This window comes from Streptomyces sp. NPDC050388, from assembly GCF_040655635.1.
Lineage (GTDB): Bacteria > Actinomycetota > Actinomycetes > Streptomycetales > Streptomycetaceae > Streptomyces.
Genome location: NZ_JBFAKH010000069.1, coordinates 16,356 through 40,785 on the forward strand (window position 1 = coordinate 16,356; position 24,430 = coordinate 40,785).

The window sequence follows — 24,430 nt, forward strand, 5'->3', positions numbered from 1 at the left end:
TTCGCCGGACCGCGAAACGGAGAACCGGCCCCAGGACGGGAGAGCCGGTCCGCGGCACAGGGAACCGGTCCGCAGCGCGGAGAATTTCTCCGGTCCATCCGAACAGAGAACAGGAACCCGGACAGGAAGGAGCCCCCTCATGCCGCACGTCATAGCCGACGCGCGTACCGGCGGGCCGGAAGTGGACCAGATGCCCGTTCCCGGCACCGGCCTCTGCCTGGACTTCTACGCCCGTCTCGCCTCCGGCACCGCCGTGGTCACGGCGCCCTCGGACGACGGGCCGGTGGGGACGACCGTATCGACCGTCACCTCCCTCTCGGCCGACCCGCCGCTGCTGCTCGTCTGCCTGTCCCACTCCTCGCGCACGCTCGCCGCGATCAAGCTGGGTTCCGCCTTCGCGGTGCACCTGCTGAACGAGGAACAGCGCGGCCGGGCGCGGCTGTTCTCCACCGCCACCCCCGCCGAGCGCTTCGCCGGGGAATCGTACGAGGAGGTGCTCGGCGTCCCCGTGCTCGCGGACACCTTCGCCTGGTCGATCTGTGTGACGGAGGAGGCGCGCGCCTACGGCGACCACTGCCTGGTCGTCGGGCGGGTCGCCGCCCTGCACCTGGCCGACGGGCGGCCGCTGATTTGGCACGACCGCGGATTCCACGCCCTGGCGGACGGGGCGGTGCGATGAGGGCCCCGGCCAGGGAGGAGCTCCGGGGCGGGGAGGCGTCCCCGGCCGGCGGGGTGCCCTGCTGGGCGCCCTCCGCGGACAGTGCGCCCGGCAGGTCCACCACCGTCGCGCCCGCCGCGCGGATCTCCGGCGAGCTCACCGCCGACGTCGCGGTGGTCGGAGCCGGTCTGGCCGGCCTGTCCACCGCGTACCACTTGGTGGAACGCGATCCCTCACTGGACGTCGTGGTCGTGGACGCCCGGCATCCCGCGGCCGACGCCAGCGGCCGGGGCACCGGACTCCTCGGGCCCCGGGTCGGCCCGTCCATCGACCGGGCCGCCCGCCGTTTCGGCCCGTCCACGGCGCGGCGCATGTATCTGGCCTCCGTCACCGCCGTGGAGCGGGTGATCACGCTCGCCGGCAAGTTGGGCACACCGTGCGGACTGCGGACCGGGGAACAGATCGTGGCGACCCGCAGCGCGGCCGGTCTGGCCTCCCTCGCCCGGCAGGCGGAGACCTACCGGGCATTGGGCCTGGACGTCCCCGTGCTGTCGGCCGCCGCCATCCGCGAGCGCGTCGACGTGCCGTACCACGCCGGTTTGCTCTACCGCTCCGCCGCCACCCTCGACCCCGCCGCGCTGAGCGGCGCGCTGGTGGCCGCCTGCGCCGCGAAGGGTGTCCGCTTCCACGACGACAGCCCGCTGCGCGGTCTGCGTCCCGGCAGCGGCGCCGCCCCCGGCGAGCTGCTCTTCCCCAGCGGTACGCTCCGGGCGCGCAAGACCGTCCTGGCCGTCAACGCGGCGGCCGGACAGCTCGGGCTTCCCGTCGGCACGGTCCTGCCCCTCCAGGTGCACGCCGTCGCCACCGACCCGCTCGACGCGGAGACGCGCGAGGCGCTGGGCGGCGCCACCGCAACCGCCGTCGTGGACAGCATGTCCCTGGCGCCGTACTTCCGTCTCACCGACGACGGGCGCCTGGTGCTGGGCGGCGGCCGGGCCGTCCACCTGCCGGGGCTGAGTCCCGACCGGGCCGCCGCGCTGCGCACCGCCACCTGGAACTGGCTGGAGGAGCGGCTGCGGTTGCTGCACCCCGGCCTCGCCGAGGTACCGGTCAGCCACCGCTGGTCGGGGCAGATCGGCATGACCCTGGACGACCTTCCCGTGGTCGGGAACGTGGGGGGGCGCCCGGATCTCTGGTACATCGGCGGCTGCTGCGGTCACGGTCTGGCCATGTCGGTGGCCCACGGTGCGCACGTGGCGGAATCGATCGCGGAGTCCCCCACGGCGGCCCGCGGTCCCCACGCCTACCCCTGGCACCGCGATCGGGCGCCCCGGGCGCCGCTCACCGCGCGCCCGGTCAGGGGGCTTCTGCGGGCCTACCTGGGCAGCCTGGACCGGGAAGCCCGTCGTACGCCGTGAGGCCGGAGACACGACCGCGGCGGGCCGTGACCCGACGACCGCCGCGGCGCGCCCCGGCCGCCTCCTTCCCCGCCGCGCGCCCTCGCCACGATCCTTCGCCGCGCGCCCGCCACAGACCCCGGCCACGAACCCTCGCACCACACCCTCGACCGAATCCTCCGCGAACGGAATCAAGACATGTGGACCGACCGACTCATCACCGCGCTCTTCTTCGTCGTCGGTGCGGTGAACCTGCTGCCGGGCTTCGTCGCGCTCGCACCGTCGCAGATCACGACGGCATACGGGGTGTCGGTCGCCGGCTCCGGCTCCGCTGATCTGACGGTGCTGCTGCGGCACCGCGCGGTGTTGCTGGGACTCGTCGGAATCGGCCTGCTCTGCGCAGTCTTCCTCAGGTCGCTCCGGGTGCCCGCGCTCAGCGCTGGCGCGGTCAGCATGGGGACGTTCCTGCTGCTCGCGTACTCCACCCCCGGGCTCAACGACTCGACGATGCGCGTCGCACGCATCGACATCGGGGCGTTCGCGGCGCTTGCGGTGGCGGCGGTGCTGGTCTGGCGCAGAAGGGCCTGACCGCCGGGGAGTCGCCTCTTTCGCGCACGCCCCGGGATTCCGGCTCACCGGAGCCCCGGGGGCGCGTGGTGCGGAGAGGGCAGGATTCGAACCTACGAAGGCTTTCACCCGATCCGAGTTGCCTCGGAACCCCGTTGGGCCGCTTCGGGTACCTCTCCTCACGGTGGGAGGGGGTCTCGGACCGTCCCGCCGTGCCGATGATCCTGCCGGTCCGCCCTGATATTTCGCTGAGACGGTCCTGAGATCGCGGCGCATTCAGGAAGAGGGCCGCTGCCGCGTCGGGCAGATGCGGACCCGTAGCCCTGTGAACAGGAGAGAGCTCGTGCCAGAACCGTCAGTATCCGTCGGCAGTGAGGCGAACGACCCCGGTTGCCTGAGGGACGGTGAGGCGGCCCGGCTGCTGGGCGGGTTGCGCTGGCGCCGACTTGTGGTGCTCGGCGACGGCAGGGCGCCCCGACGCGTGGAACGGGTGCAGGGCTGCGACCGCACGCCCTGGTACGACCGGGTCGCGGACGCCCTCCGCGTGGTGGATCCCCGGCTCGCCTGCCTCAGTCTGCTCGGCGGCCGGGAACAGAGCGCCGCCGCGGTCCGCTCCCGGCAGTTGCCGCGGGCGCTCGCGTTCGACGGCGATCTCGCGGTGGTCCAGCTGGCCGGCCATGACGTGCTGCATCCGGCGTTCGACCAGAACGCGCTCGGGACGGAGGTGGTCCGGATCGTCGCGCCGCTACGCGAACACGGCTACGACGTGATGCTGGTGACGCCCTTCGACCTGACCCGGTTGCCGGGCGCGCGGCTGCTCGGCGAGAAGGTGCTGCGGACTCGTCAGCGGGTGCAGTCGGACATCTGCGCGACCCTCGCCCTGCGGCACGGGGCGCTGCACGTGGACCTGGCCGCCCGGCATCCGGCCCCGGGGGAGGAGGTGTGGAGCACCGACGGCCTCGTTCCGAACAGCCGCGGCCAGGCCATCCTGGCCGCTACGGTGGTCCGTGCGCTCGGGCAGCATCTGCGGGCGATCCGCACCGTCCCGGGGCTCCGGTCGTCCGTCGACCGCGCGAGCTGACCGGGCCGCCGCACCTGGCCCGGTCCCACCACACGCCGACTCCTCACCGGCAGTGCCGCGTTCCTGGCCGGTTGGTCGTCGCCGCCCGCCCTCCCCGGCCCGCACGCGGCCACTGCGGCGGTCGTCCTGCCCCGCGCGTTCCGCACCGTGGTCGTCGCCCGCGCCTGCGCGAACACCGAGGCCCGGGCCCTTGGGCCAAGCGGCCTCGGAGGCCGCGACCAAGCCGCTGCGGTGGGGGGTCTGCGACGATCCTCATGCAGAACCTGCGCTGCCTGACCCGGCAGCTGGAACTGCTGCGCGTCACCGGCTCGCTGGGCTGACCGATCACCCCGCCGATAGGAACCCCATGAGCAACAATTCCCGTATCTCCCCGGTCACCGGCCACTACGTCACCATTGATGTCGAAGGCGTCGAGTACAAGGTTTTCTACCTGGAGAACGGCGAGGGCCAGCCGCTCGTCTGCCAGCACACCGCCGGCGCCCACAACCACCAGTGGCGCGATCTCCTGGAAGATGAGGAGATCACCAGCAATTACCGCGTCATCGCGTACGACCTCGCCCGTCACGGAAAGTCCGACCCGCCACGGAATACGGACTGGTGGAAGGAAGAGTACAAGCTCACCGCCGACCACTACTTGGCGTTCATCACCGCATTCTGCGACGCTCTCGGGCTGGAAGACCCGATCTTCATGGGCTCCTCCTTCGGCGGCAACGTCGCACTGCAACTGGCGCTGCGCCACCCGGACCGCTTCAAGGCCGTCATCCCGGTCGAGGGCGCCGACTACTCGCCCGGCTTCTACCTCGACTGGTGGCAGCACCCGCACGCCAACGCGGCCCAGGTATGTGCCAGCGGCGTGTGGGACCTCATGGCGCCACAGTCCCCGGAGCGTGACCGCTGGGCCACGTGGTTCTACTACAGCCAGGGGTCCGAGGCGTTCAAGGGCGACCTGTACTTCTACTCGGTCGACCACGACCTGCGTGACCGCCTCGGCGACATCGACGGCGACGCGTGCCCGGTGATCATGCTCACCGGCGAGTACGACTACCTCACCACCCCCGAGGACGGCGAGCGCACCGCCAAGCAGATCCGCGGCGCGGAATTCATCGAGATGAAGGACATCGGCCACTTCCCGATGAGCGAGAACTACCCGCGGTTCGCGCAGTACCTCAAGCACGCACTGCAGCGCATCGAAGAACGGACCAGCCTCCCCGGCTGAGCCGCCTTCGCCCCGCCCCGAAACCACAGCCCGGGCATGCGCCTGTGGTTCCGCCGCGAGTGCCCGGCCGTGTCCGGGGCGGAGACTGCCGAGAAGCAACCCGTGGTGTACTCCACCAGGTCTTCGACAGCGGCGCCGCACCAGGTGAGAAACAGCGGGTCGCACGCCATGTTCGTGGCACTTTCGTGCCAGCGCGCAAACGCCGTCGCGACTGCAGTCGGCCCACCGGGGCGGACTGGTGGTCGTGGTGCTGGGAGGGCTCCCTCTGCGCTCCCCGTATCAGTGCCTTCCCCCCTGCGGGCGCCGAGCGGATCACGACAGCCACGGGAAAGGGCGGTCTGTGCGGTTCCGAACGGCGTTTTGCCGGCTCTCCCGTCGGCAGGCCTGCAATCCGGCTGTCCTGGCGCAGCGCGCGGAGTCGGCCCGTGACCGCAAGCGCCGTGGAGGTCAGTGGCCGGTGGGGGTGACGCCGAACATCAGGGTGCGGCGGGCGACGGGCACTGCCACGTTGACTGACCGGGTGGGATGGTCTGATGGGCAGCCGAATCCCGCAGCACCGTCGCCCCGCGTCCTCACGGTGTACAGATGCCCGAGGAAATGATCTCCGGCTCAACCTCCCCCGCCGGGTACACCGCCACCGACCAACGGGTGTAGTTCCAGCTCTTGTTGGCCTTGTACTCAGCGAGCAGCTTGGGGCACAGGGTCGACGAGGTGACGCCCTGGAAGTTGGAGCGCTGGGCACGGCCGACGAGGACCCCGGAGCTGTCCGAGGCCCATACGTACGCCGCCTTCTCCACGGGGTCGAAGCCGAGGTTGATGGCGTTGTCCGTGGCAAAGGGCTCGTTGCCGTTGCCCTCCGCGACGGCGGCGTCCCAGGCTGCGGTGATGGCCTTGTCCGCGTCGTCCGCGACGCGGATCTCGTTCTGGTCGGCGCTCGGGATGCGTGCGGTCGCGATGCCAAGGTCATCGCCTTGCCACTGTCCGGCGACCTCGTTGAAGCATCCGCTGATGGCCTGGCCGAAGCCGAGGGTGATCGGCTCGGGATCGGTTTCGCCCCACTTCCAGTGGACGGAGTAACGGCCGTAGGGCCAGGTGCTGGGGTGGTCCTTCAGCCGGTGCGCGGAGGCGGAGCACATCGCCATCTCGGCGGCCCTGCGGAAGACCTCCAGATTCTCCTCGGGGATCTGGGGGATCGGCCCTCCGGTGACCATCATCGTCTGCGCTCGCTTGTTGAAGGTGACGGTGGGCTCCATGAAGTCCATGTTTTTGGTGGCGAGCACGGTCTTCATGTCGGCCAGCACGGACTGTGCCGCTTCCTTCTCCTCGTCGTCGCTCGACGAGGAGCTGGCCCTCCACTCGGCGGACGACGGTTGCGCGTCGTCTGTGGCGCGGGTGTAGGCGGGGTTGGACACGCCGGCCAGCGGATCCTTCGGAATCCGGGCCTCCCTCGGGTCGCTCGGAGGTGCCGGCGTGGCGGCGCCTCCGCCGCCGGACCCACCACCGTCCTGGTCTCCTCCCTCGGACAGTCCTGCACGGTTCGGTGCGGACGTCTCCGCACCACCACCGCCTTCGCTGTCGCCTGGCCGGAGGGCCAGGGCTCCTCCGACGAGCCCGCCGATCAGCGAACCCGCGACGAGGACCGCCGTCACGGCGCGCCGCCGGACGGCCGACCGCGGGGCGTGCCAGGTGGGGTCGTCGATGGTGGGCATCTGCCACTCGGCGGAGACGAGTTCGCCGACCAGGGTGGGCTCGGGGCTCGTCCCGGCACCGAGCACCTGGGTCGACTGGGTCGCCAGGAGGGCCAAGGACTCGTCGGCCGCCGACGCGGCGGTGATCCGGGTTGCGGGATCCTTCCGGAGTGCCCGCTCCAGGATGTCCCGAAGTTCCCGCCCCACTCCGTCCAGGTCGGGATCGCCCGACAGCACACGAAAGGCGACCACGTCCGGCGCGCCCGAGCCGAAGGGCAGCCGCCCTGTGGCGGCGTACGCGACAAGCGCGCCCCATCCGAACATGTCGCTCTCCGGTCCGGCGCTGCCGGTGCGATAGTGCTCGGGACTGATCCAGCCGGGCGTTCCGGTCATGACCCCGGTGCGGGTCACGCTCGTGCCGTCGACCGCGTGCGCGATACCGAAGTCGAGCACACGCGGCCCGCCCGGCGTGAGGATGACATTCTGCGGCTTCACGTCCCGGTGGACCACGCCGGCACTGTGGACGGCGGCCAGTGCCTGGGCGGTGCCCGCCGCGAAGGCGTACAGCATGCCACCGGTGAGCGGGCCGTGAGCGGTCAGGTGGTCGTTGAGGGTGAGCCCGGGGGCATACTCGGTGGCCAGCCACGGCGCCTCGGCCTCGGTGTCGGCCGCGAGGAGCGGGATGAGGCACGGCCCCTGGACGCGGGCGGACAGCTGCACCTCACGGCGGAACCGGGCGCGAAACTCCGGGTCCTGGGCCTGCGGGGCGTGGATCACCTTCACCGCGACGCGAGCCCCGGCGGGGTCGAGACCCGCGTGGACGGTGCCCATGCCACCGGCACCGAGACGGCCGATGATCCGGTAGGGGCCTATGCGGGCGGGATCACCGGGACGAGTCGGCTGAACCCGGCCGCTGGAAGCGACAACAACGCTCAACGTGGTTCCATTCAGGAAGTCTTCGCGCGGGAACGACCGCACCTCCGAGTGAACTCGGGACGGACGAAGGGGTCGTTTCCGGGTGGCATTCCTCAGCCACCATGAGGTGGACTGCCACGGGGGCCCCTTGGTTGTGTTGTGATCATGAAATCGGCCTGGCCGCCACAAAGCCAGTGCCCACGTCCCCGCGTCCGGCCGGACGCCGCACCCTGAGCACCGGCCCCTCCCCTCCCCGCTCCGGGCGCTCCAGCGGCCGGGTGTTGCGCGGCGGCCCCGCCGACGCGCAACACCGAACCCGCGCAACGTGCCGCAGCCAGCGCGGCGCCAGCCCCGGCGGCGTGGCCACCAGCAGCACCGCCCCCAGAGCCCCGGCCCCACATAGAAGCTCCACGAGCCTCCCACCGTGGCACCCGGCCTGCGGAACGGGCGCCCGCCACCCGCGCGGCATAAGGTGCAGCCCAGACACGGCGCACGGCGAACAGGGGGACCGGGTGGATGCGGCCCGGTGGATGCCCCGGCGCCGCCGGCGGCGGCCCGTCCTCGGGCGTCATCGGCCCTGCCGTTGCCTTCCGCCACGCTTCCTGAACAGTACGGCCTGCCCGCGAGGACCAGACCGCCGGTAGGCTGCGGCGGTGCGCACGGTCGAGCTTCTGTTGGATGAGGCGGCAGAGCTGGCGGTTCGGAAGGCCTGGCGGCGGCTCGCGGACGCGGGGCTGCCCAGTCAGGCGCGCCACCGCTCACCGACCAACAGCCCGCACCTCACCTTGGCAGCCTGCCCGGAGCTGACCGCCCCGATCCGCTGGGAGCTCGCCGAGGTGGCCGCCGCCCTGCCGCTGCCGGTGCGGTTCACCGGCGTGGTCCGCTTCGAGAGGCCCACCTCGGTGCTGGCCTGGTCGCTGGATCTCGACTCCGCGCTGGCCGACTTGCACCGCCGGGTGTGGGAGGCGGTGGCCTCGGACAGCCCGCCCGAGACCCTCAGCCCATTCCACGAACCTGGGCTCTGGAGGCCGCACATCACCCTCGGCCGTACTCGGCGGGCAGGTGCCTTCGTCGGCCGGCGTGTCCCCGAACTGCTGCCGGCGCCGCCGCTGTCGGTCCGGCTCATCACCCTGCGCAGCTACGACACCGAGACCGGTGCCCTGGAGGTGCTGGAGCCCCGCCCCTGAGACGTCCCGATGCCAACCGGCCGGCGCCCCCACCGAAGTGGTGGCCCAGCGGCCAGTGGCACCGTCCGCAATGCCCCTGCCGCCACAGCGCTCCCTGATCTGGTCGTGTCCCGCTCGGAAGCACGATTCCGGGGCCTGACCTGGAAGTTCCCAGGTCACAGGACCGGCCGGCACAGCATCTGCGACGATCCTTCGATGCCGCTGTCCATCGTCACCGCGCTGGTCCGGAATCTGATCACGGTACCCGCCGCCATGCTGCGCAGCCGTGTAGCGAAGGATGCGGAGGTGCCGGCGTTGCGGCACGAGGACGCGGTGCTGCGCCGCCAGATCGCCCGGGTCCGCCACGAGCCCGCCGACCGGATCCGGCTCGCCGTGCTCTCCCGGCTGGTCCCGCGCGAGCGCCGGCGTCAGGTGTTCGCGGGCCCCCACCACGCCGGCGGCCTGGCACCGGCGACTCGTCGCCCGGACGTGGGCGCATCCTCAGCGCAGCCACCCAGGACGGCCCTCCACGCGCCCACCGCCAAGCAACTCATCCTGAGCCCGGCGAAGGAGAACCATGCCTGGGGCCACCGCCGGATCCCAGGCGAACTCGCCCGCCTCGGCTACTCGATCGCCCCGTCCACGGTCTGGGAGATCCTGCGCACCGCCGGCATCGATCCCGCTCCGCAGCGCTCCGGCCCGTCCTGGCGTGAATTCCTCACCGCCCAGGCCCACGGCATCCTCGCCGCCGACTTCCCGCGCCTCGGCACCATCTCCCTCAGGCGCCTGTACGCCCTGGTCTTCATCGAGCACGACACCGGACGAATCCACCTCGCCGGTGTCACCGCGCAGCCCACCGCCCGGTGGACCGTTCAACGGGCGAGGAACCCCGCCCTGGCACTGGACCGCCGCATGGATTGCCTGCGTTTCCTTCTCCGCGACCGGGACAGTAGGTACACCAGCGCCTTCGACGCCGTCTTCGAGGCCGACGACGTGGAGGTCCTGCTCGGTCCACCGCGGGCACCCAAGGCGAACGCGATCTGCGGGAGAGCCGTGGGCACCCTATCTGCGGGTGGGTCGGCGAGGGCACGGCGGCCGTCGCGCTCTTCGAGGACAGCACGCTTGCCGATGCGGGAAAGCTCTTCGTCGAGATGCGGAGGGACCTGGAGCGCTGACCGACCGGCGGGCGAGAACGAGGCCGCAGCCCCAGTCGGCGGGCCGGACACCCTGTCCCGGCGGGCTCCCGGGGCCGCGGGACCGCGTTCGGGGTGACGTTCCTTGACGCGTCACCCCTCCCGTCAGCGCAGGGACGGTACGGTGCCGCACTCCGCCCACGTGACGTCGACCCCGCACAGGTCTCTGCCCCACCCTTCGGAGATTTCCGCGAGCCGGGCAGCGTCGGGCGGGGTACGGCCGAGGCCGATGGCGTACCGTGCGACCACCGGCCCGGTCTCGAACGGGCGGGGCCAGGCGTACGCGTCCCCCGCTCCGGCGTCCTCCAGCGCGGTGAGCAGCGCTCGCAGACGCCCCCGGACGCGCCCCAGAGTCTCCTCGAACTCCTCGGCGGGGCCCGGGCCTACGGTCAGGATCGCCCAGGCCGCGTGCCGCCGGTGCGGGGAGGGCGGCGACAACAGCTCGGGCCAGGGGTCCGTGCCTGCGTCCGCTGCCGTTTCCAGGACAGTCCAGGCGCGGTAGAGCTCATCGGTCAGCAGGTCCCGGAAGCAGGCGCCGACCTGGCCGGTGCAGTTGCGGACGGGACTGGTGGGCGTCATGAGTGCCACGGGTGTGCCCGGTCCCGTTCCGGTGGATGTGAGGCCGATCGGGTCCCGCCAGTCCCAGGCGACCCAGGTACCGAAGAAGTGGCGGAGCAGGTCCGGAGCGGCCGGGTCCGTGGCCTCGCATGTCGTACGGGCCGCCAGCACCGACCAGGCCAGGCCCGGCAGCCCACCGAAGGGAGCCGAGTCGAGGCCGCGCGCCCGGGCCCATGCTTTGACTTGCCTGGCGAGCCGGATGAAAGCGGTGTGGCGGTCGCCCACCGCGGCCCGTACGGCGTCCGCGTCGCTCACCGCACTCAGGGCGATCGCCGCCCCCTCGCCCAACTCGGCGCGACGGGCCACTGCTTCGCCGGGGTCGAGCGTTCCGGTGGCGACGATGACCAGGTCGACGTCCAGATCACCGGTGCGCAGCCGCAGGCCCGGCACCCGGGCACCGGTCACCTGCCGCACCCGGGTGGCGTCCGGCAGCGCGGCGGTCACCCGTGCCCGGACGTCGGCCGGGTCGGCGCTGCCCGGCAGTGCCGCGACCAGGTCCAGGTCCGCTCCGGCCAGGGCGCAGCCCATGCGCCGTGACCCGACGATGTGGACGACTCCGTCACCCAGCGCCGCGGAGATGCGCTGCGCCGTCCTGCGCGCCAGGGCGGCGCGGTCCTCGCTCTCCGCGGCCGGCTCGGTGGTAACGGGTCCGGGGTTTTCGGGCAGCCACCGTACGTCGCCCGTTCCGAGAGCGATCGTGGCGCGTGGACGCATCGGTTCATCGCCCCGGCGGGAGAGCAGGACCAGTTCTCCCACTCGTGCAGGCATGCGGTCGAGCCGGGTGGCGCATGCGGCGGCGAGGCGCTGCGGATCCTTCGTCCGGCCCAGGGTGAGATGGGGGGTGAAGCCCTCGGCGCGCCCGCGGCAGCGCGGAAAGCGCTCCTCCAGAGCGCGACGCAGTCCTGCCCACGGTGCTGCGCCGGCCGCCGCCGGGTCGAGCCAGACGGTGGCGTCGTCCCGGTGCCCGAAGGTGTGCACCCCGTCCAGCCGGGCGGTGAAGGCCGTCGTGCCGGCCGCCGCTTCGGCCAGCAACGGGGCGGCCCGCTCGAAGTCGGACTCCGGCACGAAACCGAAGAGCAGGTTGACGTGCGGCGGCCAGCGGTGGAACTGCGGATCGTGCTCCCGGCGGATGCCCTGGAGGCTCGGCCACAGCTCCTGGGGAGGGATCCACGCCAACGCGGTGCGGGTGGTCGGCCGGGCGTCGAGGACGTCCGTGGGCTCCGTACCGCTCAGCTGAAGGTCCGCCTCCACGCCGTAGTGGTCCGAGGCGTAGAGCCCGTCCGTCGTCGGCGAGTCACCCCGCAGGAATGCCCCGGTCGCCCGCAGCCGCCCCGCACGCAGGAAGATCCGGTCCAGCCGGGAGGCCCGGCCGGACAGCGAGGACACCGCGGCCAGCGGATTGACGCCCGGGTCGAACGTGGGCGTCCGGTCGCCGGGCCCGTGGACCTCCGTCCAGGCGTCCCGCAGCCCGAGCACGGCGGTCGGTTGGTCGCCGCCGTCGTTGAAGTCACCGACCAGGACCAGATCGCCGTCCACGCCGCCGAGTCCCTCGGCGAGTCGGCCCAGTTCGGCCTGCCGCCGGGCCGGGCCGTTGGGGGAGTGGTCACTGCTCAGATGGGTCGTGGCCACCACGAGTGGACCGGAGACGGTCTCCACGGTGATGGCGGTGACGGCCTTGTGCGGTCCGAGTTCGTGCCGCCCCGCCTCCCGTACGGGCAGTCGGCTGAGCAGCAGCAGCCCGCTGTCCTCGACGTCCTTTCCTCCCGGGGCAGTGCCCAGGGTGTAACCGGCGCGGACCCAGGGTGCCTGCAGCAACAGGGCGAGCAGACCGGCTTCGACCTCCTGGAGCGCGAGGACGTCCGCGTCGGCGTCCTCCAGGGCTGAGAGCAGCAGGGGGCGGCGCCGGGCGGTGTCGATGCGGTCGCTGTCGTACCGGTCCCACAGCGTGTTCCAGGTGAGTACGCGCAGACTTCCCGCGCTCGGCGCAGTCGTCCGGGGTGCGCCGTCCGCGGGTCGCCATCCCTCTGCCGGTTCCCATGCGTGGGGCGTCCCGGCTGTGAAGAAGGGCGCTCGCAGCAGGCGCGGGTGCCGTACCCGGCCGGCACCCGACGTGTCGATGCGGTCCACGCCCGTGGTGCGGTCCCAGACCAGCTCGCCGTCCGCCTCGACGAACAGCACCCGGTGCCACGGGATGTCGCCGCCGGGCACGAAGGAGGGCAGCGGGACCCGTTCGGGGGCGGCACCGCGCTGGGTGATCCCCAGCACGAACCGGGCCGGATCGAACCGCGGGTCCCAGCGAACCCGGTGGTAGATCTCGTCGCTCGTGCGCATCACGCCTCTTCTCCATCCACGATGCCGTCCAACGTGCCTGCGGTGTCGTCGACGGTTCCGCCCGCTCCGATGTACCAAGTGCGGTGGGCCTCAGCCGGGTAGGGCGGGGTGAACCGGTGCAGCTGCGAGGCGAGCACCTCGGGCGGCACCGGGTGGGCACGCCCCTTGTTGCGCCGTGCCAGCTCCTCCTCGTCGACCAGCGCGACCACGTGAGTGACCAGGGCGTCGCGGCGCCGTGCCACCCCGTGCACCAGAGAACGTTGGTGCCGATTGAGGGACGTGGCGTCCCACACCACGGTCCCGCCGCCGGCCAGCGCCGAGTCGAGTCGGTCCAGCCCCTCCCGCAGGACCTCCCCGTTGGCCCGCTGGTCGGCCCGGGAGCCCCGGGCCTGACGCAGATCGTCGAGGGAGACGCACGAGTCGGTCCGGGAGAGACTCCCGGCGAAGGTGCTCTTCCCGCTGCCCGACGGCCCGACGAGATGGATCAGCCGGGGAAACGCCCCGGAACGCCACCGCCAACTCGCCGCCACCGCCTCGTCGACGGAGGAGATCCGCTCTTCGGCGAACGCGTCCCGCGCCTCCGCCCAGCACCGGTCGGCGGCAGCGGAGCCGAGGCCGGCGAGTGCGTCCCGCAGCCCGGCCCGCAGCGGCTCCAGTGGCGATTCGCCGAGCAGCCCGGCCTCCTCGGCGTGCAACGCGGACCATTCGACCTGTTCGCGAGCCTCGGCGGTGTGCGCGACCGCCCCTGCGACCGCGTGAAGCACCCCCAGGTCGGCGGCGAGAGCGAAGCGTGCCAGGCCGGTCCGGCGGTCGCCGTCCGGGTACGGGCGCTGAAGCATCGGGGACAGCCCGACCAGGTCTGCGACGCGGCGGGCGCCGGGCATGTCCAGCGGCCCCGCGAGGCGGGGCCCGAGCCATGCCCGGCGCGTGCTGTGGAGCATCGCGGCCAGGACACCCTCCAGCCGTGCGTCCCCGGACCGGCCCAGCACGTCCAGTCTCGCGGACACATCGGCGACGGCGGCCTCGGCGGCGGCCGGATCCTCAGGGGCGACGTCCAGCGCGGCCGACAGGGACGGCACGTCGGCGGCCGCCCCCGAACGCACCGCCCACAGCGCGGCGTTCGGGCCCAGAGCATTCTCCACGACAGCGGCGTGCATCCAGTGCGTATCGTTTTGAACGTGCCCTTCGCGCACCCACTTGGCCACCCGCTGTCCGAACTCCTGCCGGCCGAACCCCTCAGTGGTGCGTACGACGTAGCCCTCCTGGCGCACGGTGTCCAACCGCAGCGCGCGCAGCGCGCGCTCGTCGAAGACACCCCGCCACAGCACCCGCGGCACCGGAACTCCCAGCCGCCGCAGGAACCGGACCGTCCGGTCCCAGTCCAGGCAGCGGTTGCCGCCGTCCCAGACGGAGAACCCGTAGAACCAACTCTCCAGGTCTCCGTATGCGATCGAGTGCCGTGCGAAGAGGTTCTCGCCGCACACCCGCCAGCCATGCGGGATCTCCGCGCCGATCCGTCCCTGCAGGCTCTTCACCCACGCCCGCGAGGGATGGTGCGCGGAATCCAGCGACCGGGCGTGCAGCCCGTCGGCATAGAGGGTGGTGTTCTCCCCGTCGAGCTTCTCGGTGACCACGACCTCGCGGCCGCGCAGCCCGGACAGATCACCGGTTCGTATGTCGTCCGACGCCGCCCCCGGCGACCACGGGAGATGAGGTGTACGGGGGTAGGGCACACGCATGATCCGCTTTTCGTGACGATGTCGGGTCCGGTCACTGTAGGGACCCGAGGAGAGCAGATCCACCGAATAATCGTTGACCGGTAGGACACCGCCGTGTGGGTGGGTGACGTGCCGTCGGCTCGGTGTCTCCCGCCCTCCGGCCGCTCGCATGAGGGCGGCCGGGCGTGCAGCTGACAACTTCATGACCGGCTGCGATCGCGCGGCCGCTCGAATCTTCCGGTGTTGAACCTGAAAGTATCCGGCCGGGTACATGCTCAGCCAAGCACCTACTGGAACAAGCACGTAAAAATTTTCTGTTGTTTATACAATTAAAATGACGTGCCGGGGGTCGGAGGGCCGCGCCGCGCGAACCGGTTCGCGCAGCCGGGGTCAGCTCTGGGCTGCGCGCAGGGCCTGGACCGTGGGACCCAGCCGGGGGTCGCCGGTGAAGGTGTTGAGGGCGGACGACAGTACCTCCGTGTAGGTGGCGCGCGCGGCCTGATAGCGCTCCCGTCCTTCGTCGGTGATGACGGCGTAGACGCCGCGCTTGTCCGACGGGCACAGGTCCTTGTAGGCGAAGCCGGCCGTCTCCAGCCGCCCCACCAGGCGCGTCACCGACGACTGCCCCAGGCCTACCTTGTCGGCCAGGTCCTGCATGCGCAGCTCGCTCTTGTCGGAGTGGTGCAGGTGTTCCAGGGAGCGGTACTCCGAGAGGCCGATTCCGTGCTGACGCTGCAGTGCGTGGGTCAGCTCGCGCTCGACGTGCGCGTGCAGCGCGAGGACCCGGTTCCAGGCGGCCTGGTCGGACGTGTGCAGGGGTGCGGCGTGTGAAGTTGCCATAGATGCGTCCTCCCCGAGTCGCTGTTGACAGCAGGATACATGCTCATGCAAACTCCTGCCGTTCGATATCTAGTTGCAAGTACAAGCAATTTTACTGGAGGATTCGTGTCCGCGACATCGACGAACCGTCCCCGGAGCGTGAACGTGGGCCGGGCCTGGCTGCCGTTCTCTGCGGACTGACTCCATGCGGATCCAGCCCCTTGGTCACCTCACTGCCCACATGTAGGTGCGTGCCGTGACGGCAGTGCATCCCGCCCTCACCGCCATCGGGTCCGCAGGGCTCGGCTTGCGCAACCGACTCGACTGAGCCCGAGCCGGACGCTCCCGCTTCCGCCCGACGGTGTCCCGGCGGACTACTGCTTCGCCGTACCTGCCACCGTTCCCGCGGTACAGCGCACTCCACGGCGGGCCGACCCCGCAACGTCGACCTCCATCGAATGAAAGGACCACCCATGCAGTGGCTCTGTCTCGCTGTCGCAGTCATCTTCGAGATCGCCGTTGCCCTCGCAGCCGGCAAGGCCGAAGGCTTCAGGAACCGCAGGTGGACTGTCGCAACCCTGCTCAGCGGTGCCATCGCGACCTACTTCCTCAGCAAGGCGCTGCTGACCTTCAACGTCGGTGTCGGCTACGCCCTCTGGACATCCGTTGCCGGCATCGGCATCACCCTTCTCGGAGCGCTGCTCTTCGGTCAGCGCCTGAACTGGCGCAAGGTGCTCGGCATCGTCGTCATCATCGCCGGGGTTGTCGGCCTCCAGCTCAGTGGTGCCGCCTGACCTCCCGCTCTCGCCCGGCTCATCTCCACGAAAGGACTCGCGCACATGCCCAACGCAGCCCGCCACTCAGCCAACTCCTGGTTCATGCTCCTCCTTGCCGGAGGGTTCGAAGTCGGCTACGCGCTCGCCGTCGGTGGAAGCCACGGCTTCACCCGCCTGTCGTGGTCGCTGGTGGCTGTCGTGTTCTTCCTCCTGACGCTCTGGGCGCTGAGCGCCGCACTGCGCACCATTGACGTCGGCATCGGCTACGCGGTCTGGGCAGGAATCGGGGCAGTCGGTGCGGCGCTGCTGGGGCCCGTCTTCTTCGAAGAGACCCTTACCCCGGCCCAAGCCCTGTGGCTGGGCGCCATCATCGCCGGAGTGGTCTGGCTCAAGCTCGCCGACAGGCCGCAGGACACCCAGGAGGCCGCCGCCGGGCCGAGGGAAGTCCAAGGCGTAGAACACTGACGGTTGCTCAGCCCCACAGTCCTCAGCCTCGATCCTTCGCGACGGTCCGCCGCGGGAGTCCTTTCCGGACGACCTGCTCGCGGTGGTGCCGAGGCCGGTCGTTGAGCATCTGGCCGAGTACCTGGATATCGAGGGACCTGTCGGTGGTGAAGAGGACATCGAGGTGACCGAGGTCAACCAGCCCGACAAGGCCGCCCGGCGCCGCCACGGCAAGACCGACGCCGTCGACGCCGAGGCCGCCGCCCGCGCCGTGCTGTCCGGACGCACCACCGCGACGGCGAAGACGAGCGGCGGCCCGGTGGAGATGCTGCGGCTGTTCAAGCCGGCCAAGAGTTCTGCGATCAAGTCCAGGACCCAGGCTCTCAACCAGCTCAAGAGCGTCCTCGTCTCGGCCGACGCCGCCCTGCGCGAGTCCCTGGCCGGGCTGACCGACCCGCACCTGTTCGCGCGGTGCGCCGGGCTGGAGGTCCCGGAAGTGGCCGGGTCGGCCGGGGCCACCCGCCACACCCTGCGGCTGCCGGTCCGCCGCATCCAGCACCTGACCGAAGAGAGCGACAACCTCAACAAGCGGATAGCCGAGACGGTCGAGGCAAGCACCTCGACCTGCTCGACGCGCGCGGCGTCGGCCCGGACAGCGCCGCGGCCCTGCTCATCGCGACCGGCGACAACCCCGAACGCCTCGCCGACGAGGCGTCGTTCGCGACCTTGTGCGGCACCAGTCCGGTCGAGGCGTCTTCCGGCAAGACCCAGCGCCGCAGGCTGAACCGCGGCGGCGACCGCCAGGCCGACGCCGCCCTCTACCGCATCGTCCTCAGCCGCCTGCGCTGGGACCACCGCACCCAGGACTACCTGCACCGACGCCTAGCTGAGGGCAGAACACGTCGAGAGACCATCCGCTGCCTCAAGCGCTGCGTCGCACGCGGGATCTACCGGCTCATCGTCCCCACGGGCCCTGCGACAGACCACGGCGGAACCGTCGCTTGACATCCATAGGGGCATCAATGCCCGCCGGCATGACTCGCCAGATCAACCTCGGCATGCCCGCCGTCCCACCCCGACGCCGACCAACCCCCTCCTGAAGGAGCCCATCGTGCGCCACCAGCCCAACGAGCTGTTCACCTCCGCCGCCCCTACTACGCCAAGTACCGGGCCGCATACTCCACCGAGTTCTTCACCCACCTCGCCGCGCGGATCGGCCTCGACGGCACCGAGACCGCTCTCGACCTCGGCATGGGCACCGGGTCGTCGCCATCCCCTTGTCCGAGCATGTGCGCGAGGTCATCGCCGTCGACCCCGATCCCGGCGTGCTGGGCCATGGCCGCGAACTCGCCGCCGAACGAGGCATCACCAACATCGACTGGCGCCTCGGCGACTCCCACCACCTCGACGACCTAAATCTCGGCCCGCTCCAGCTCGTCACCCTCGGCCAAGCCTTCCATTTGACCGAACGCGACGCCCTCCTGTCCGCACTGGACAAGCTCGTCACAGCCAGCGGAGCCGTCGTCGTAGTCGGCGGGCCAGTCCCCGGCAGCATTGAACCACCCTCCTGGCTGGACGTCGTTGCCGAAGTTCGCACCCGCTGCCTCGGGGCCGAGCGGCGGGCAGGATCGGCCACCGGTGCCCCTTGTACGAAGGCGGCGCGGACGGCATGAGCCGTTCCCTGTCCGGCACGATCGACCACAAGATCATCCCAGGTCGGTCAGCCGACGTGACAACGCCGGCCGGAGTGTTTGTCCAGCTTGCCGTTGTGATCGGGCTGGGGGCGCGTAGCCTGCCGGAGGCCGAGCAGCTCCAGCTTCACCACCAGGGTCTGTTCGGCGCCGCGGCCTCGGACTCGACGATGCGCAGGCTGCTCGCGGGAGTGGACAACCAGACCCTGACGCGGATCGCGAATGTGCGGCGGTGGGTATGTCGGCACGTGTGGACTCTGCTCCGCCTGCAGCCTGGCGGCTTCCCGTGGCTCACGGTCGCCGGGTGGCATCTGGAGGGCTGGGTCGTCGTGGACCTGGACGCCACGCTCATCACGAGCGCATCCAAGAAGGAAGGGGCGGCCACGTTCAAGGGCATGTCCGGCTTCCACCCGCTGGGCGGCCGGCTGGCGAACACCGGCGAGAGCCTCGCGAGGGAACTTCGGGCGGGCAACGCAGGAGCGAACACCGTGGACGCCCACGTCCGCGTCCTCGCCGCGTGCTTGCACCAGATCCCGCACTCCTCCCAGGCCAAGCCGCTCATCCGCGCCGACAGCGCCGGGGCCACCACGGCCTGCTGGAGCACCTGCGAGCCCTGAGCGCGGGGCGCGGGAAGCGACAGCACACCCCCGAGGGGCTGGGCACCCGCTACGGCCGGACGAGAAGGGCTACGACGATCCGTGGCACGTCAGAGAACAGACGGGAACGGCGGGAGGACGGGGCGGGAGGAGCCCGGCCACGTCAGCCCTCGGTCTCCAGCCGGGTCACGATGTCCTGGCGCAGCCGTACCTTGTCCGTCTTGCCGATCGCGGTCAAGGGGAGTGCCGGAACCTCGACGAGCCGTTCGGGCAGCTTGAACCGGGCCAGTCCGCTGTCCTCCAAATACCCGCGGAGCTCCCGCAGGGACGGTGCTCCTTCGTCACAGCCCACGACGTACAGGCAGACGACCTCACCCAGGACACGATGGGGCATCGCGACGGCCGCGGCGGCCCGCACACCGGGGTGCTCCAGCACCAACGCCTCCAGTTCGTCCGCCGGGATTTTCTCTCCCCCGCGGTTGATCACGTCTTTGACGCGCCCGGCGACCACGAGGTTCCCGGACTCGTGGCGGCGGACGAGGTCGCCGGTGCGGTAGAAGCCGTCGGAGGTGAACGACGAGGCTGCCGCGCCTCCGTGGTATTCCGTGATGACACCCGGACCCCTGACCAGGAGTTCGCCGATCTCACCGTCGGCGACGGGCCGGCCCTCGCCGTCCACCACCAGGGTCTCGTCACCGGGCGAGGAGGGGCGTCCCTGCGTGGCGAACGCCACCTCGGGCGGATCATCGAGCCGGGTGAAGTGCAGCCGGCCCTCACTCATGCCGTACACCTGCTGTATTCGGCAGTCGAAGGCACTGGCCAGTTGGGCAGCCGTGGATTCGTCCAGGCGCGCCCCGCCGACCTGCAGGACTTGCAGGCTCGACAGGTCAGGACCGCTGGAGGCGGCGCGAGCGACGAGCCACTGCCGGGCGAGCGCGGGGGTGAGCGCGCAGTGTGTGACGCGTTCTCGCTCGATCAGTGCCATGGCGGCGGTCGCGTCGTCCGGGGCGGCGAGTACGACCTTTCCGCCGCTGGCGAGCGTGCCGAGTACCCCTGGAGCGGAGAGGGCGAAGGCGTGCGTCACCGGCAGGACGGCGAGGAACACGGATTCGGGTGTCAGCCCCGAGATTGCTGCCGCGCAACGGATCACGTGACCCAGCGCCTCATGGGTTCGGGCAATGGGTTTGGGGGCGCCCGTGGTTCCGCTCGACAGCAGGAAGAGGGCGGTGTCCGAGGGACGCCGGTCCGGATGGGCGGGAGCCGGGACACCGGCCTCGATGAGACGGTCGATGTCCACGTGGCCGACGGTCCGGTCGCCGGCAACCGAGACGAACAGGGTGCGTACCGACGGGTGCCGCTCGAGGAGCTTCTCGGCGAGCCGCAGGTGGTCGAAGCGCTGATGTCGGGCCGGTACGGCCAGCGCGGTCGGCGCCAACGCGGTGATCACCGGCTCGAGTTCGTGCTCGCGCAGGGCTGGAAGGGCGAGGGCCGGGCGCGCACCGAGCCTGATCAGCGCGAGCGCGAGGACGATGATGCGGGCCTGGTTCGGCAGTTGCACGAGTACGGTGTCGCCGGGCCGGATGCCGGTGTGCGCCAGCCGGGCGGCGCAACCGGACACCGCCGCGTCGAGCTCGGCCCTGGTGAAGGTGCGTTCGGCGTCGACCACTGCCGCGCGGTGGCCCGCGTGCACGCGGGTGCTCAGCACGGTGTCGTCCAGGAATTCCGGGCGCCACCAGCCGCGGTCCCGGTACTCCCCGCAAGCTCCCGCGCCAGGCCGGCGGTCGCCGACGATGTCGCCGAGCTGCCGCACGGTGAAGTCGTGCTCTGCCCAGAGATCGACGCGGGTGTCGAAGCGCTCGGCCAGGTCCAGCTGGATTTGCGTGAGGTCGACGGAATCGAGTCCGATATGCGCACGCAACTGCGCGTCCTCGCGTAGCAGCTCTTCCTCGATTCCCAAGTCGCGGAGGATCTTTCGCACTTCTTCGATGCCCGTCAACCGGGCCTCCTTGCCTGAGGGCTGTGGTGAGAACAGGGACCGACGTGGCCGGTATGCCCAGTGCGTCTCGCCATGAGACCGGCGTACGGGAGCAGTGGGAAGCGCATGCGACGACGAGGGGCTCACGAAGCAGGCAGTCCCACTCCCGTGCGCCCTGCACGGTCCGTTCTGGCCGTGCGACGCTGTGTCATCACACCGGTTTCGCCCCCTGGAGTGTGATGACCCCAGTGAACAGCGGGACGCTCGCGGTACCGGGCGCGACAATCTATTTCGAAGTGCGGGGTGAGGGGCCTTTCCTGCTGCTCGTCGGGGGAGGGAACTCCGATGCGGCGGTGTACAAACGCTTGGCTGCCGTCCTGGCCGGGAGTCACCGCGTCGTCACCTATGATCCACGCGGGAACTCACGCAGCGTGCTCGACGGCTCACCGGTGGACCAGAGGGTCGAGGAGCACGCCGACGACGCCTACCGCCTGATCGAACATCTCGCCAGCCCGGACGAGCCCGTGTCCGTCTTCGGGAGCTGCTCGGGCGGGCTCATCGCCCTGGAGCTCACCATCCGCCACCCGGGCAGAGTCCGGCTGGTCGTCGCCCATGAGCCACCTGTTCTGAGCGTCCTTCCGGACGCCGAGCGGCATCTGGCACTTCTCGACGACATCTGCGAGACGTACCTCCGTGAAGGAATGGCGCCGGCCCTCACCAAACTGCAGGCCCTCCACGGCGGCCGGCCCGCGCCGGCCCTCCCCGAAGTGCACAACAACACCGACTTCTTCCTGACCCACTTCGTCCGGCCGTTCACACGCTTCGTACCCGACCCCGCCGCGCTGGAGGAAGTAGCCGACAAAGTGGTGTGGGCCGGTGGCCGTGCCTCACGCGAGGACCTCGTGCACCGTCCGGCTCTCGTCCTCGCCGGCCGGCTCGGCCGCGACGTGGAACTGTTCCCCGGCGGACACGTCGGCTACGCGAGGTACCCCGCCGACTTCGCCGAGCGGCTCGTCGAGGTGCTCACCTTCGCGGCCGGGGCGGCAGACGCTTTGCGGGGAACCACCGGCGGAGGGCGGTGACGTGCGGATCGTGATGGGGGCGCAGAACTGCGGCTTTGGCCCGGTCGCCGAACTCGTCGCGGTTTCCCGGTCGCTCCATGAACACGAGCGGGTGTTCGTCGGAGACGGCGTCGCCGCTGTCTTCGCCCGGCGCAACCCCGATGCCTTCGACACCATCCACGACATCAGCGGGCTGTCGGAGAACGCCAGGTCGGCAATGATCGACGACCTGCTGCGGTGCAGTGATCACGTGGTCTCCGTCATGAACGCCGAGTTGGTGTTCCGGTCCGTCGTGGCGCGGCGACCCGTGACCATGGTGGACAGCCTGTTCAGTTTCTGGCAGCTCACACAACCGCCTGCCAGAATCCGCGACTTGTGCACGACCATGCCACGTTCCCGCTTCGCGGCCGCCGACCAGCACCTGTCAGGTCTTTCACCGCACGAGCGGGTTGTCGCGGCTCATCTGCTCGCCACACACAGCATCGTTCAGAACTTCCCCGGCGTCACCGAGCGGGCAGCCGGGCTCGCCGCCCTGGGCGAGGGGCCCGAGATACATCTCACCGGCTCGATCATCGACGTCGAAGGCCTGCGGAACGTCACGCACACCACCGAGCCCGAATACGACCTGTTGATCAACATCGGCGGGTTCAAGAACTTCCTCCTGGACTTCGACGTCAACAACGACTACGTGCGCCTGCTGCACCAGTGGCTTCCCGATCTGCTGCGCGACTGGCCCCAGTTCCGTCGCGTCCTCGTCTGTGGCGGCCCGTTCGGCGAGAGCCGGGAACGGACCATCTGGGCCGCGGGCAGCCGGGCCGACTGCCGCCTCCTGCGCCAGCGTGAATTGCTCCAGGTGGCGGCGAGCACCGCGGACTACCTGATGGCTCCCGGGCTCACGGCACTTCACGAATCGATCGCCCTGGGGCGGCTGCCCCTGGCAATCCACGAGCAGCACTACGCCCACGTCTTCACCATGCGCGCACTGGACGGCACGTTGTTCGGCCGAGCCGGGGGCCGATTCACAGACGTGGTTCCGTGTCACCCGCTGCCGGAGGACGACTTCGCCGGGACCGCCGCCCTGGTCGAGCTGGCCGGCCGCGTCCGGGAGGACCGCGGGCTCTACACGAAGTACCGGCGGACGTTCAACGAACGCATCGAGCAGTACCTCTCGCTCACCCCACCACAACGCCAACACGGCGTCGAGGAAATCGGGAAACTACTGAACGGCGCCCCGATCCACTCGGTGATGACCGAGGTCCTGGGCACGCCACACGCTGCGTGAAGCGGGGAAGATCCAGCATCAGATCTCCCGGCACCCTTCCTGATCCTTCCGCGGACACTTCCGTGACATGGGCGAAAGCGGCTACAACGGGGATGTCAGCGGCCCGACCACCCCGAAACAGCGTGGTGGCCTGCACTGAGGTTCCTCCGTTGCTCGGGAGGGGCTGATCAGCTGGTCAGAGCGGGGCGGCGGAGTTTCAGGTTCGCTCGTTCGGCCGCTGCCTGCTCGGCGTAGTGCTCCTCTTCGAACTCGACGGGGCTGACGTAGCCGAGGCGTCACCCCTGGCCATGACCGGGTGGGGCGTGCTGAAGCAAAGGGCGGGGCGACGGCACGAGCAACCCGTGACCGTCTTCGCAGCACCCAGGTCAGCCGGGTTCTTTTCGAGCCGCTGTCGGCGCGGGCGGTCTTCGCCTTCTTTGCCCAGATCGTGCCGCCGCGGTGATCCGGTGGGCCGACACGATGATCGATTTCTCGCGTGGTGAATGCTTCTCCGGCCGACCACCCCGCTTGCCGGGACGGGCCCTACGGGGTTGCGATATCAGGTCACCATCGATACCAGCGGCCACGGCCACCGCCGACGCTCGTGGAGCGCACGACGAAGCCGAGCAGCCACAGCACCAGGACGGCCAGGGCCACCCACCAAAGGATCTTGACGGCGGAACCGACGCCGAAAAGGACGAGTGCGAGAAGCAGAACGAGCAGCAAGGAAACCGTAGTCATCGAGCTCCTGGGCCGCCGTATGCCCAGCGGCTGTTTCTTCATTCCGCAAAGGTGACTTGTTTGTGCAGGGAGAGCCGGGGCACTAGTGGGCTACTGCGAAAGCGGCACCGAAGTGACGAGGAGGCGCATTCCATGACTGCCGGCGAGAAGGCCAAGGCGAAGACCGAGCAAGCCAAGGGCAAGACGAAGGAGGCTGCGGGAAGCGCCATCGGGAATGACCGCATGGTCGCCGAAGGACAGGCTGAAAAGAGCACGGGGGACGCCCGTGAGGCCAAGGAGAAGGCCAAGGACGCCTTCAAGCGCTGACGGCATCTCTTTTCTCGAAGGGCCTTCCCGTGACACCACGGGAAGGCCCTTCGAGATATCCCGGTGGAAACGGTGGCCACCGCAGTCGCTCGACCGCGCATAGGGTTTCACGGAGCCCAGTGAACTCTTCTCGGTAATGTCTCGTGACGTTTTGTGATCTTCGTTCAGGCGGTGCGACCGTGTTCGAGCTGGAGCAGGACGAGGGCAGCTCG

At 70.6% G+C, this 24,430-nt stretch carries 22 protein-coding genes and 1 tRNA gene; 16 read left to right on the forward strand and 7 right to left on the reverse strand.

From position 1 onward, the window contains the following. Positions 1-139 precede the first annotated feature (139 nt). The 3 genes from AB0I73_RS30590 to AB0I73_RS30600 all read left to right on the forward strand — a co-directional run bounded on the left by AB0I73_RS30590 (position 140) and on the right by AB0I73_RS30600 (position 2,643). The gene (locus AB0I73_RS30590) at positions 140-679 is read left to right on the forward strand and encodes a flavin reductase family protein (protein ID WP_363042767.1); all 540 of its coding nucleotides are present in this window, start codon (positions 140-142) and stop codon (positions 677-679) included. Next, positions 676-2,076 carry an FAD-binding oxidoreductase gene (locus tag AB0I73_RS30595; RefSeq protein ID WP_363042769.1) on the forward strand — a complete coding sequence of 467 codons (1,401 nt, stop codon included), beginning with the start codon at positions 676-678 and terminating at the stop codon, positions 2,074-2,076. The genes AB0I73_RS30590 and AB0I73_RS30595 overlap by 4 nt, the downstream gene beginning before the upstream one ends. A gap of 177 nt (positions 2,077-2,253) precedes the next feature. Next, the gene (locus AB0I73_RS30600) at positions 2,254-2,643 is read left to right on the forward strand and encodes a hypothetical protein (RefSeq protein ID WP_363042771.1); all 390 of its coding nucleotides are present in this window, start codon (positions 2,254-2,256) and stop codon (positions 2,641-2,643) included. A 71-nt stretch (positions 2,644-2,714) separates the two neighbouring features. Here AB0I73_RS30600 and AB0I73_RS30605 read toward each other — a convergent pair. Continuing rightward, a tRNA-OTHER gene (locus AB0I73_RS30605) sits at positions 2,715-2,801 on the reverse strand. Between the two features lie 164 nt (positions 2,802-2,965). On the opposite strand from AB0I73_RS30605, the gene AB0I73_RS30610 reads away from it, so the two are divergent. Further along, positions 2,966-3,703 (forward strand): GDSL-type esterase/lipase family protein, encoded by a 738-nt coding sequence (locus AB0I73_RS30610; protein WP_363042773.1) that lies wholly within the window; start codon positions 2,966-2,968, stop codon positions 3,701-3,703. 346 nt (positions 3,704-4,049) lie between these two features. After that, positions 4,050-4,919: an alpha/beta hydrolase gene (locus tag AB0I73_RS30615; protein WP_363042775.1), complete on the forward strand. Its 870-nt coding sequence runs from the start codon at positions 4,050-4,052 to the stop codon at positions 4,917-4,919. Between the two features lie 572 nt (positions 4,920-5,491). On the opposite strand, the gene AB0I73_RS30620 is transcribed toward AB0I73_RS30615, so the two are convergent. Further along, entirely contained in the window at positions 5,492-7,543 is a 2,052-nt protein-coding gene (locus tag AB0I73_RS30620) for a serine/threonine-protein kinase (protein ID WP_363042777.1), read from the reverse strand. Positions 7,544-8,175: 632 nt separating this feature from the next. On the opposite strand from AB0I73_RS30620, the gene AB0I73_RS30625 reads away from it, so the two are divergent. After that, entirely contained in the window at positions 8,176-8,709 is a 534-nt protein-coding gene (locus AB0I73_RS30625) for a 2'-5' RNA ligase family protein (protein ID WP_363042779.1), read from the forward strand. 195 nt (positions 8,710-8,904) lie between these two features. After that, positions 8,905-9,960 (forward strand): integrase, encoded by a 1,056-nt coding sequence (locus tag AB0I73_RS30630; protein WP_363042781.1) that lies wholly within the window; start codon positions 8,905-8,907, stop codon positions 9,958-9,960. A gap of 26 nt (positions 9,961-9,986) precedes the next feature. Here the strand turns inward: AB0I73_RS30630 and AB0I73_RS30635 are convergent, their stop codons facing one another. The 3 genes from AB0I73_RS30635 to AB0I73_RS30645 all read right to left on the reverse strand — a co-directional run bounded on the left by AB0I73_RS30635 (position 9,987) and on the right by AB0I73_RS30645 (position 15,388). Then, complete coding sequence (locus tag AB0I73_RS30635; RefSeq protein ID WP_363042807.1) at positions 9,987-12,830, reverse strand: poly(A) polymerase; 2,844 nt, start codon at positions 12,828-12,830, stop codon at positions 9,987-9,989. Further along, positions 12,830-14,569: an RNA ligase family protein gene (locus tag AB0I73_RS30640; protein WP_363042783.1), complete on the reverse strand. Its 1,740-nt coding sequence runs from the start codon at positions 14,567-14,569 to the stop codon at positions 12,830-12,832. Before AB0I73_RS30640 ends, AB0I73_RS30635 begins: the two co-directional genes overlap by 1 nt. Positions 14,570-14,938: 369 nt before the next feature. Then, positions 14,939-15,388, reverse strand: coding sequence for a MarR family transcriptional regulator (locus AB0I73_RS30645; RefSeq protein WP_363042785.1), 450 nt, complete (start codon positions 15,386-15,388; stop codon positions 14,939-14,941). Positions 15,389-15,840: 452 nt separating this feature from the next. Between AB0I73_RS30645 and AB0I73_RS30650 the strand changes: the two genes are divergently transcribed. The 6 genes from AB0I73_RS30650 (at position 15,841) to AB0I73_RS30675 (ending at position 18,895) form a co-directional block, all read left to right on the forward strand. Further along, positions 15,841-16,161, forward strand: a complete 321-nt coding sequence (locus AB0I73_RS30650; RefSeq protein WP_363042787.1) for an SMR family transporter — start codon at positions 15,841-15,843, stop codon at positions 16,159-16,161. A gap of 45 nt (positions 16,162-16,206) precedes the next feature. After that, entirely contained in the window at positions 16,207-16,608 is a 402-nt protein-coding gene (locus AB0I73_RS30655; protein ID WP_363042789.1) for a multidrug efflux SMR transporter, read from the forward strand. An 82-nt stretch (positions 16,609-16,690) separates the two neighbouring features. Next, positions 16,691-17,371 carry a transposase gene (locus AB0I73_RS30660; protein ID WP_363042791.1) on the forward strand — a complete coding sequence of 227 codons (681 nt, stop codon included), beginning with the start codon at positions 16,691-16,693 and terminating at the stop codon, positions 17,369-17,371. Beyond that, the gene (locus AB0I73_RS30665) at positions 17,260-17,592 is read left to right on the forward strand and encodes a transposase (protein ID WP_363042809.1); all 333 of its coding nucleotides are present in this window, start codon (positions 17,260-17,262) and stop codon (positions 17,590-17,592) included. The genes AB0I73_RS30660 and AB0I73_RS30665 overlap by 112 nt, the downstream gene beginning before the upstream one ends. Before the next feature lie 272 nt (positions 17,593-17,864). After that, entirely contained in the window at positions 17,865-18,260 is a 396-nt protein-coding gene (locus AB0I73_RS30670) for a class I SAM-dependent methyltransferase (protein ID WP_363042793.1), read from the forward strand. Then, complete coding sequence (locus AB0I73_RS30675; protein ID WP_363042795.1) at positions 18,257-18,895, forward strand: transposase; 639 nt, start codon at positions 18,257-18,259, stop codon at positions 18,893-18,895. Before AB0I73_RS30670 ends, AB0I73_RS30675 begins: the two co-directional genes overlap by 4 nt. A gap of 142 nt (positions 18,896-19,037) precedes the next feature. Here AB0I73_RS30675 and AB0I73_RS30680 read toward each other — a convergent pair whose 3' ends face one another. Continuing rightward, entirely contained in the window at positions 19,038-20,870 is a 1,833-nt protein-coding gene (locus AB0I73_RS30680; RefSeq protein ID WP_363042797.1) for an AMP-binding protein, read from the reverse strand. A gap of 218 nt (positions 20,871-21,088) precedes the next feature. Here AB0I73_RS30680 and AB0I73_RS30685 point away from each other — a divergent pair, with 218 nt between their 5' ends. Together AB0I73_RS30685 and AB0I73_RS30690 are read left to right on the forward strand one after the other, a co-directional pair. Beyond that, positions 21,089-21,931 carry an alpha/beta hydrolase gene (locus tag AB0I73_RS30685; RefSeq protein ID WP_363042799.1) on the forward strand — a complete coding sequence of 281 codons (843 nt, stop codon included), beginning with the start codon at positions 21,089-21,091 and terminating at the stop codon, positions 21,929-21,931. 1 nt (position 21,932) lies between these two features. Further along, entirely contained in the window at positions 21,933-23,192 is a 1,260-nt protein-coding gene (locus tag AB0I73_RS30690) for a hypothetical protein (RefSeq protein ID WP_363042801.1), read from the forward strand. 543 nt (positions 23,193-23,735) lie between these two features. Here AB0I73_RS30690 and AB0I73_RS30695 read toward each other — a convergent pair. Continuing rightward, complete coding sequence (locus AB0I73_RS30695) at positions 23,736-23,912, reverse strand: hydrophobic protein (protein WP_363042803.1); 177 nt, start codon at positions 23,910-23,912, stop codon at positions 23,736-23,738. 132 nt (positions 23,913-24,044) lie between these two features. Here AB0I73_RS30695 and AB0I73_RS30700 point away from each other — a divergent pair, with 132 nt between their 5' ends. Then, entirely contained in the window at positions 24,045-24,218 is a 174-nt protein-coding gene (locus AB0I73_RS30700) for a CsbD family protein (protein ID WP_363042805.1), read from the forward strand. Positions 24,219-24,430: the final 212 nt, after the last annotated feature.

What these genes read in the sequence shown, in the direction of transcription:
- AB0I73_RS30615 (WP_363042775.1), top strand. Translation starts at nt 4,050, where the DNA reads ATGAGCAACAATTCCCGTATCTCCCCGGTCACCGGCCACTACGTCACC.
- AB0I73_RS30600 (WP_363042771.1), top strand. Translation starts at nt 2,254, where the DNA reads ATGTGGACCGACCGACTCATCACCGCGCTCTTCTTCGTCGTCGGTGCG.
- AB0I73_RS30685 (WP_363042799.1), top strand. Translation starts at nt 21,089, where the DNA reads ATGACCCCAGTGAACAGCGGGACGCTCGCGGTACCGGGCGCGACAATC.
- AB0I73_RS30595 (WP_363042769.1), top strand. Translation starts at nt 676, where the DNA reads ATGAGGGCCCCGGCCAGGGAGGAGCTCCGGGGCGGGGAGGCGTCCCCG.
- AB0I73_RS30650 (WP_363042787.1), top strand. Translation starts at nt 15,841, where the DNA reads ATGCAGTGGCTCTGTCTCGCTGTCGCAGTCATCTTCGAGATCGCCGTT.
- AB0I73_RS30630 (WP_363042781.1), top strand. Translation starts at nt 8,905, where the DNA reads ATGCCGCTGTCCATCGTCACCGCGCTGGTCCGGAATCTGATCACGGTA.
- AB0I73_RS30695 (WP_363042803.1), bottom strand. Translation starts at nt 23,912, where the DNA reads ATGACTACGGTTTCCTTGCTGCTCGTTCTGCTTCTCGCACTCGTCCTT.
- AB0I73_RS30675 (WP_363042795.1), top strand. Translation starts at nt 18,257, where the DNA reads ATGAGCCGTTCCCTGTCCGGCACGATCGACCACAAGATCATCCCAGGT.
- AB0I73_RS30700 (WP_363042805.1), top strand. Translation starts at nt 24,045, where the DNA reads ATGACTGCCGGCGAGAAGGCCAAGGCGAAGACCGAGCAAGCCAAGGGC.
- AB0I73_RS30645 (WP_363042785.1), bottom strand. Translation starts at nt 15,388, where the DNA reads ATGGCAACTTCACACGCCGCACCCCTGCACACGTCCGACCAGGCCGCC.
- AB0I73_RS30640 (WP_363042783.1), bottom strand. Translation starts at nt 14,569, where the DNA reads ATGCGTGTGCCCTACCCCCGTACACCTCATCTCCCGTGGTCGCCGGGG.
- AB0I73_RS30590 (WP_363042767.1), top strand. Translation starts at nt 140, where the DNA reads ATGCCGCACGTCATAGCCGACGCGCGTACCGGCGGGCCGGAAGTGGAC.
- AB0I73_RS30635 (WP_363042807.1), bottom strand. Translation starts at nt 12,830, where the DNA reads ATGCGCACGAGCGACGAGATCTACCACCGGGTTCGCTGGGACCCGCGG.
- AB0I73_RS30655 (WP_363042789.1), top strand. Translation starts at nt 16,207, where the DNA reads ATGCCCAACGCAGCCCGCCACTCAGCCAACTCCTGGTTCATGCTCCTC.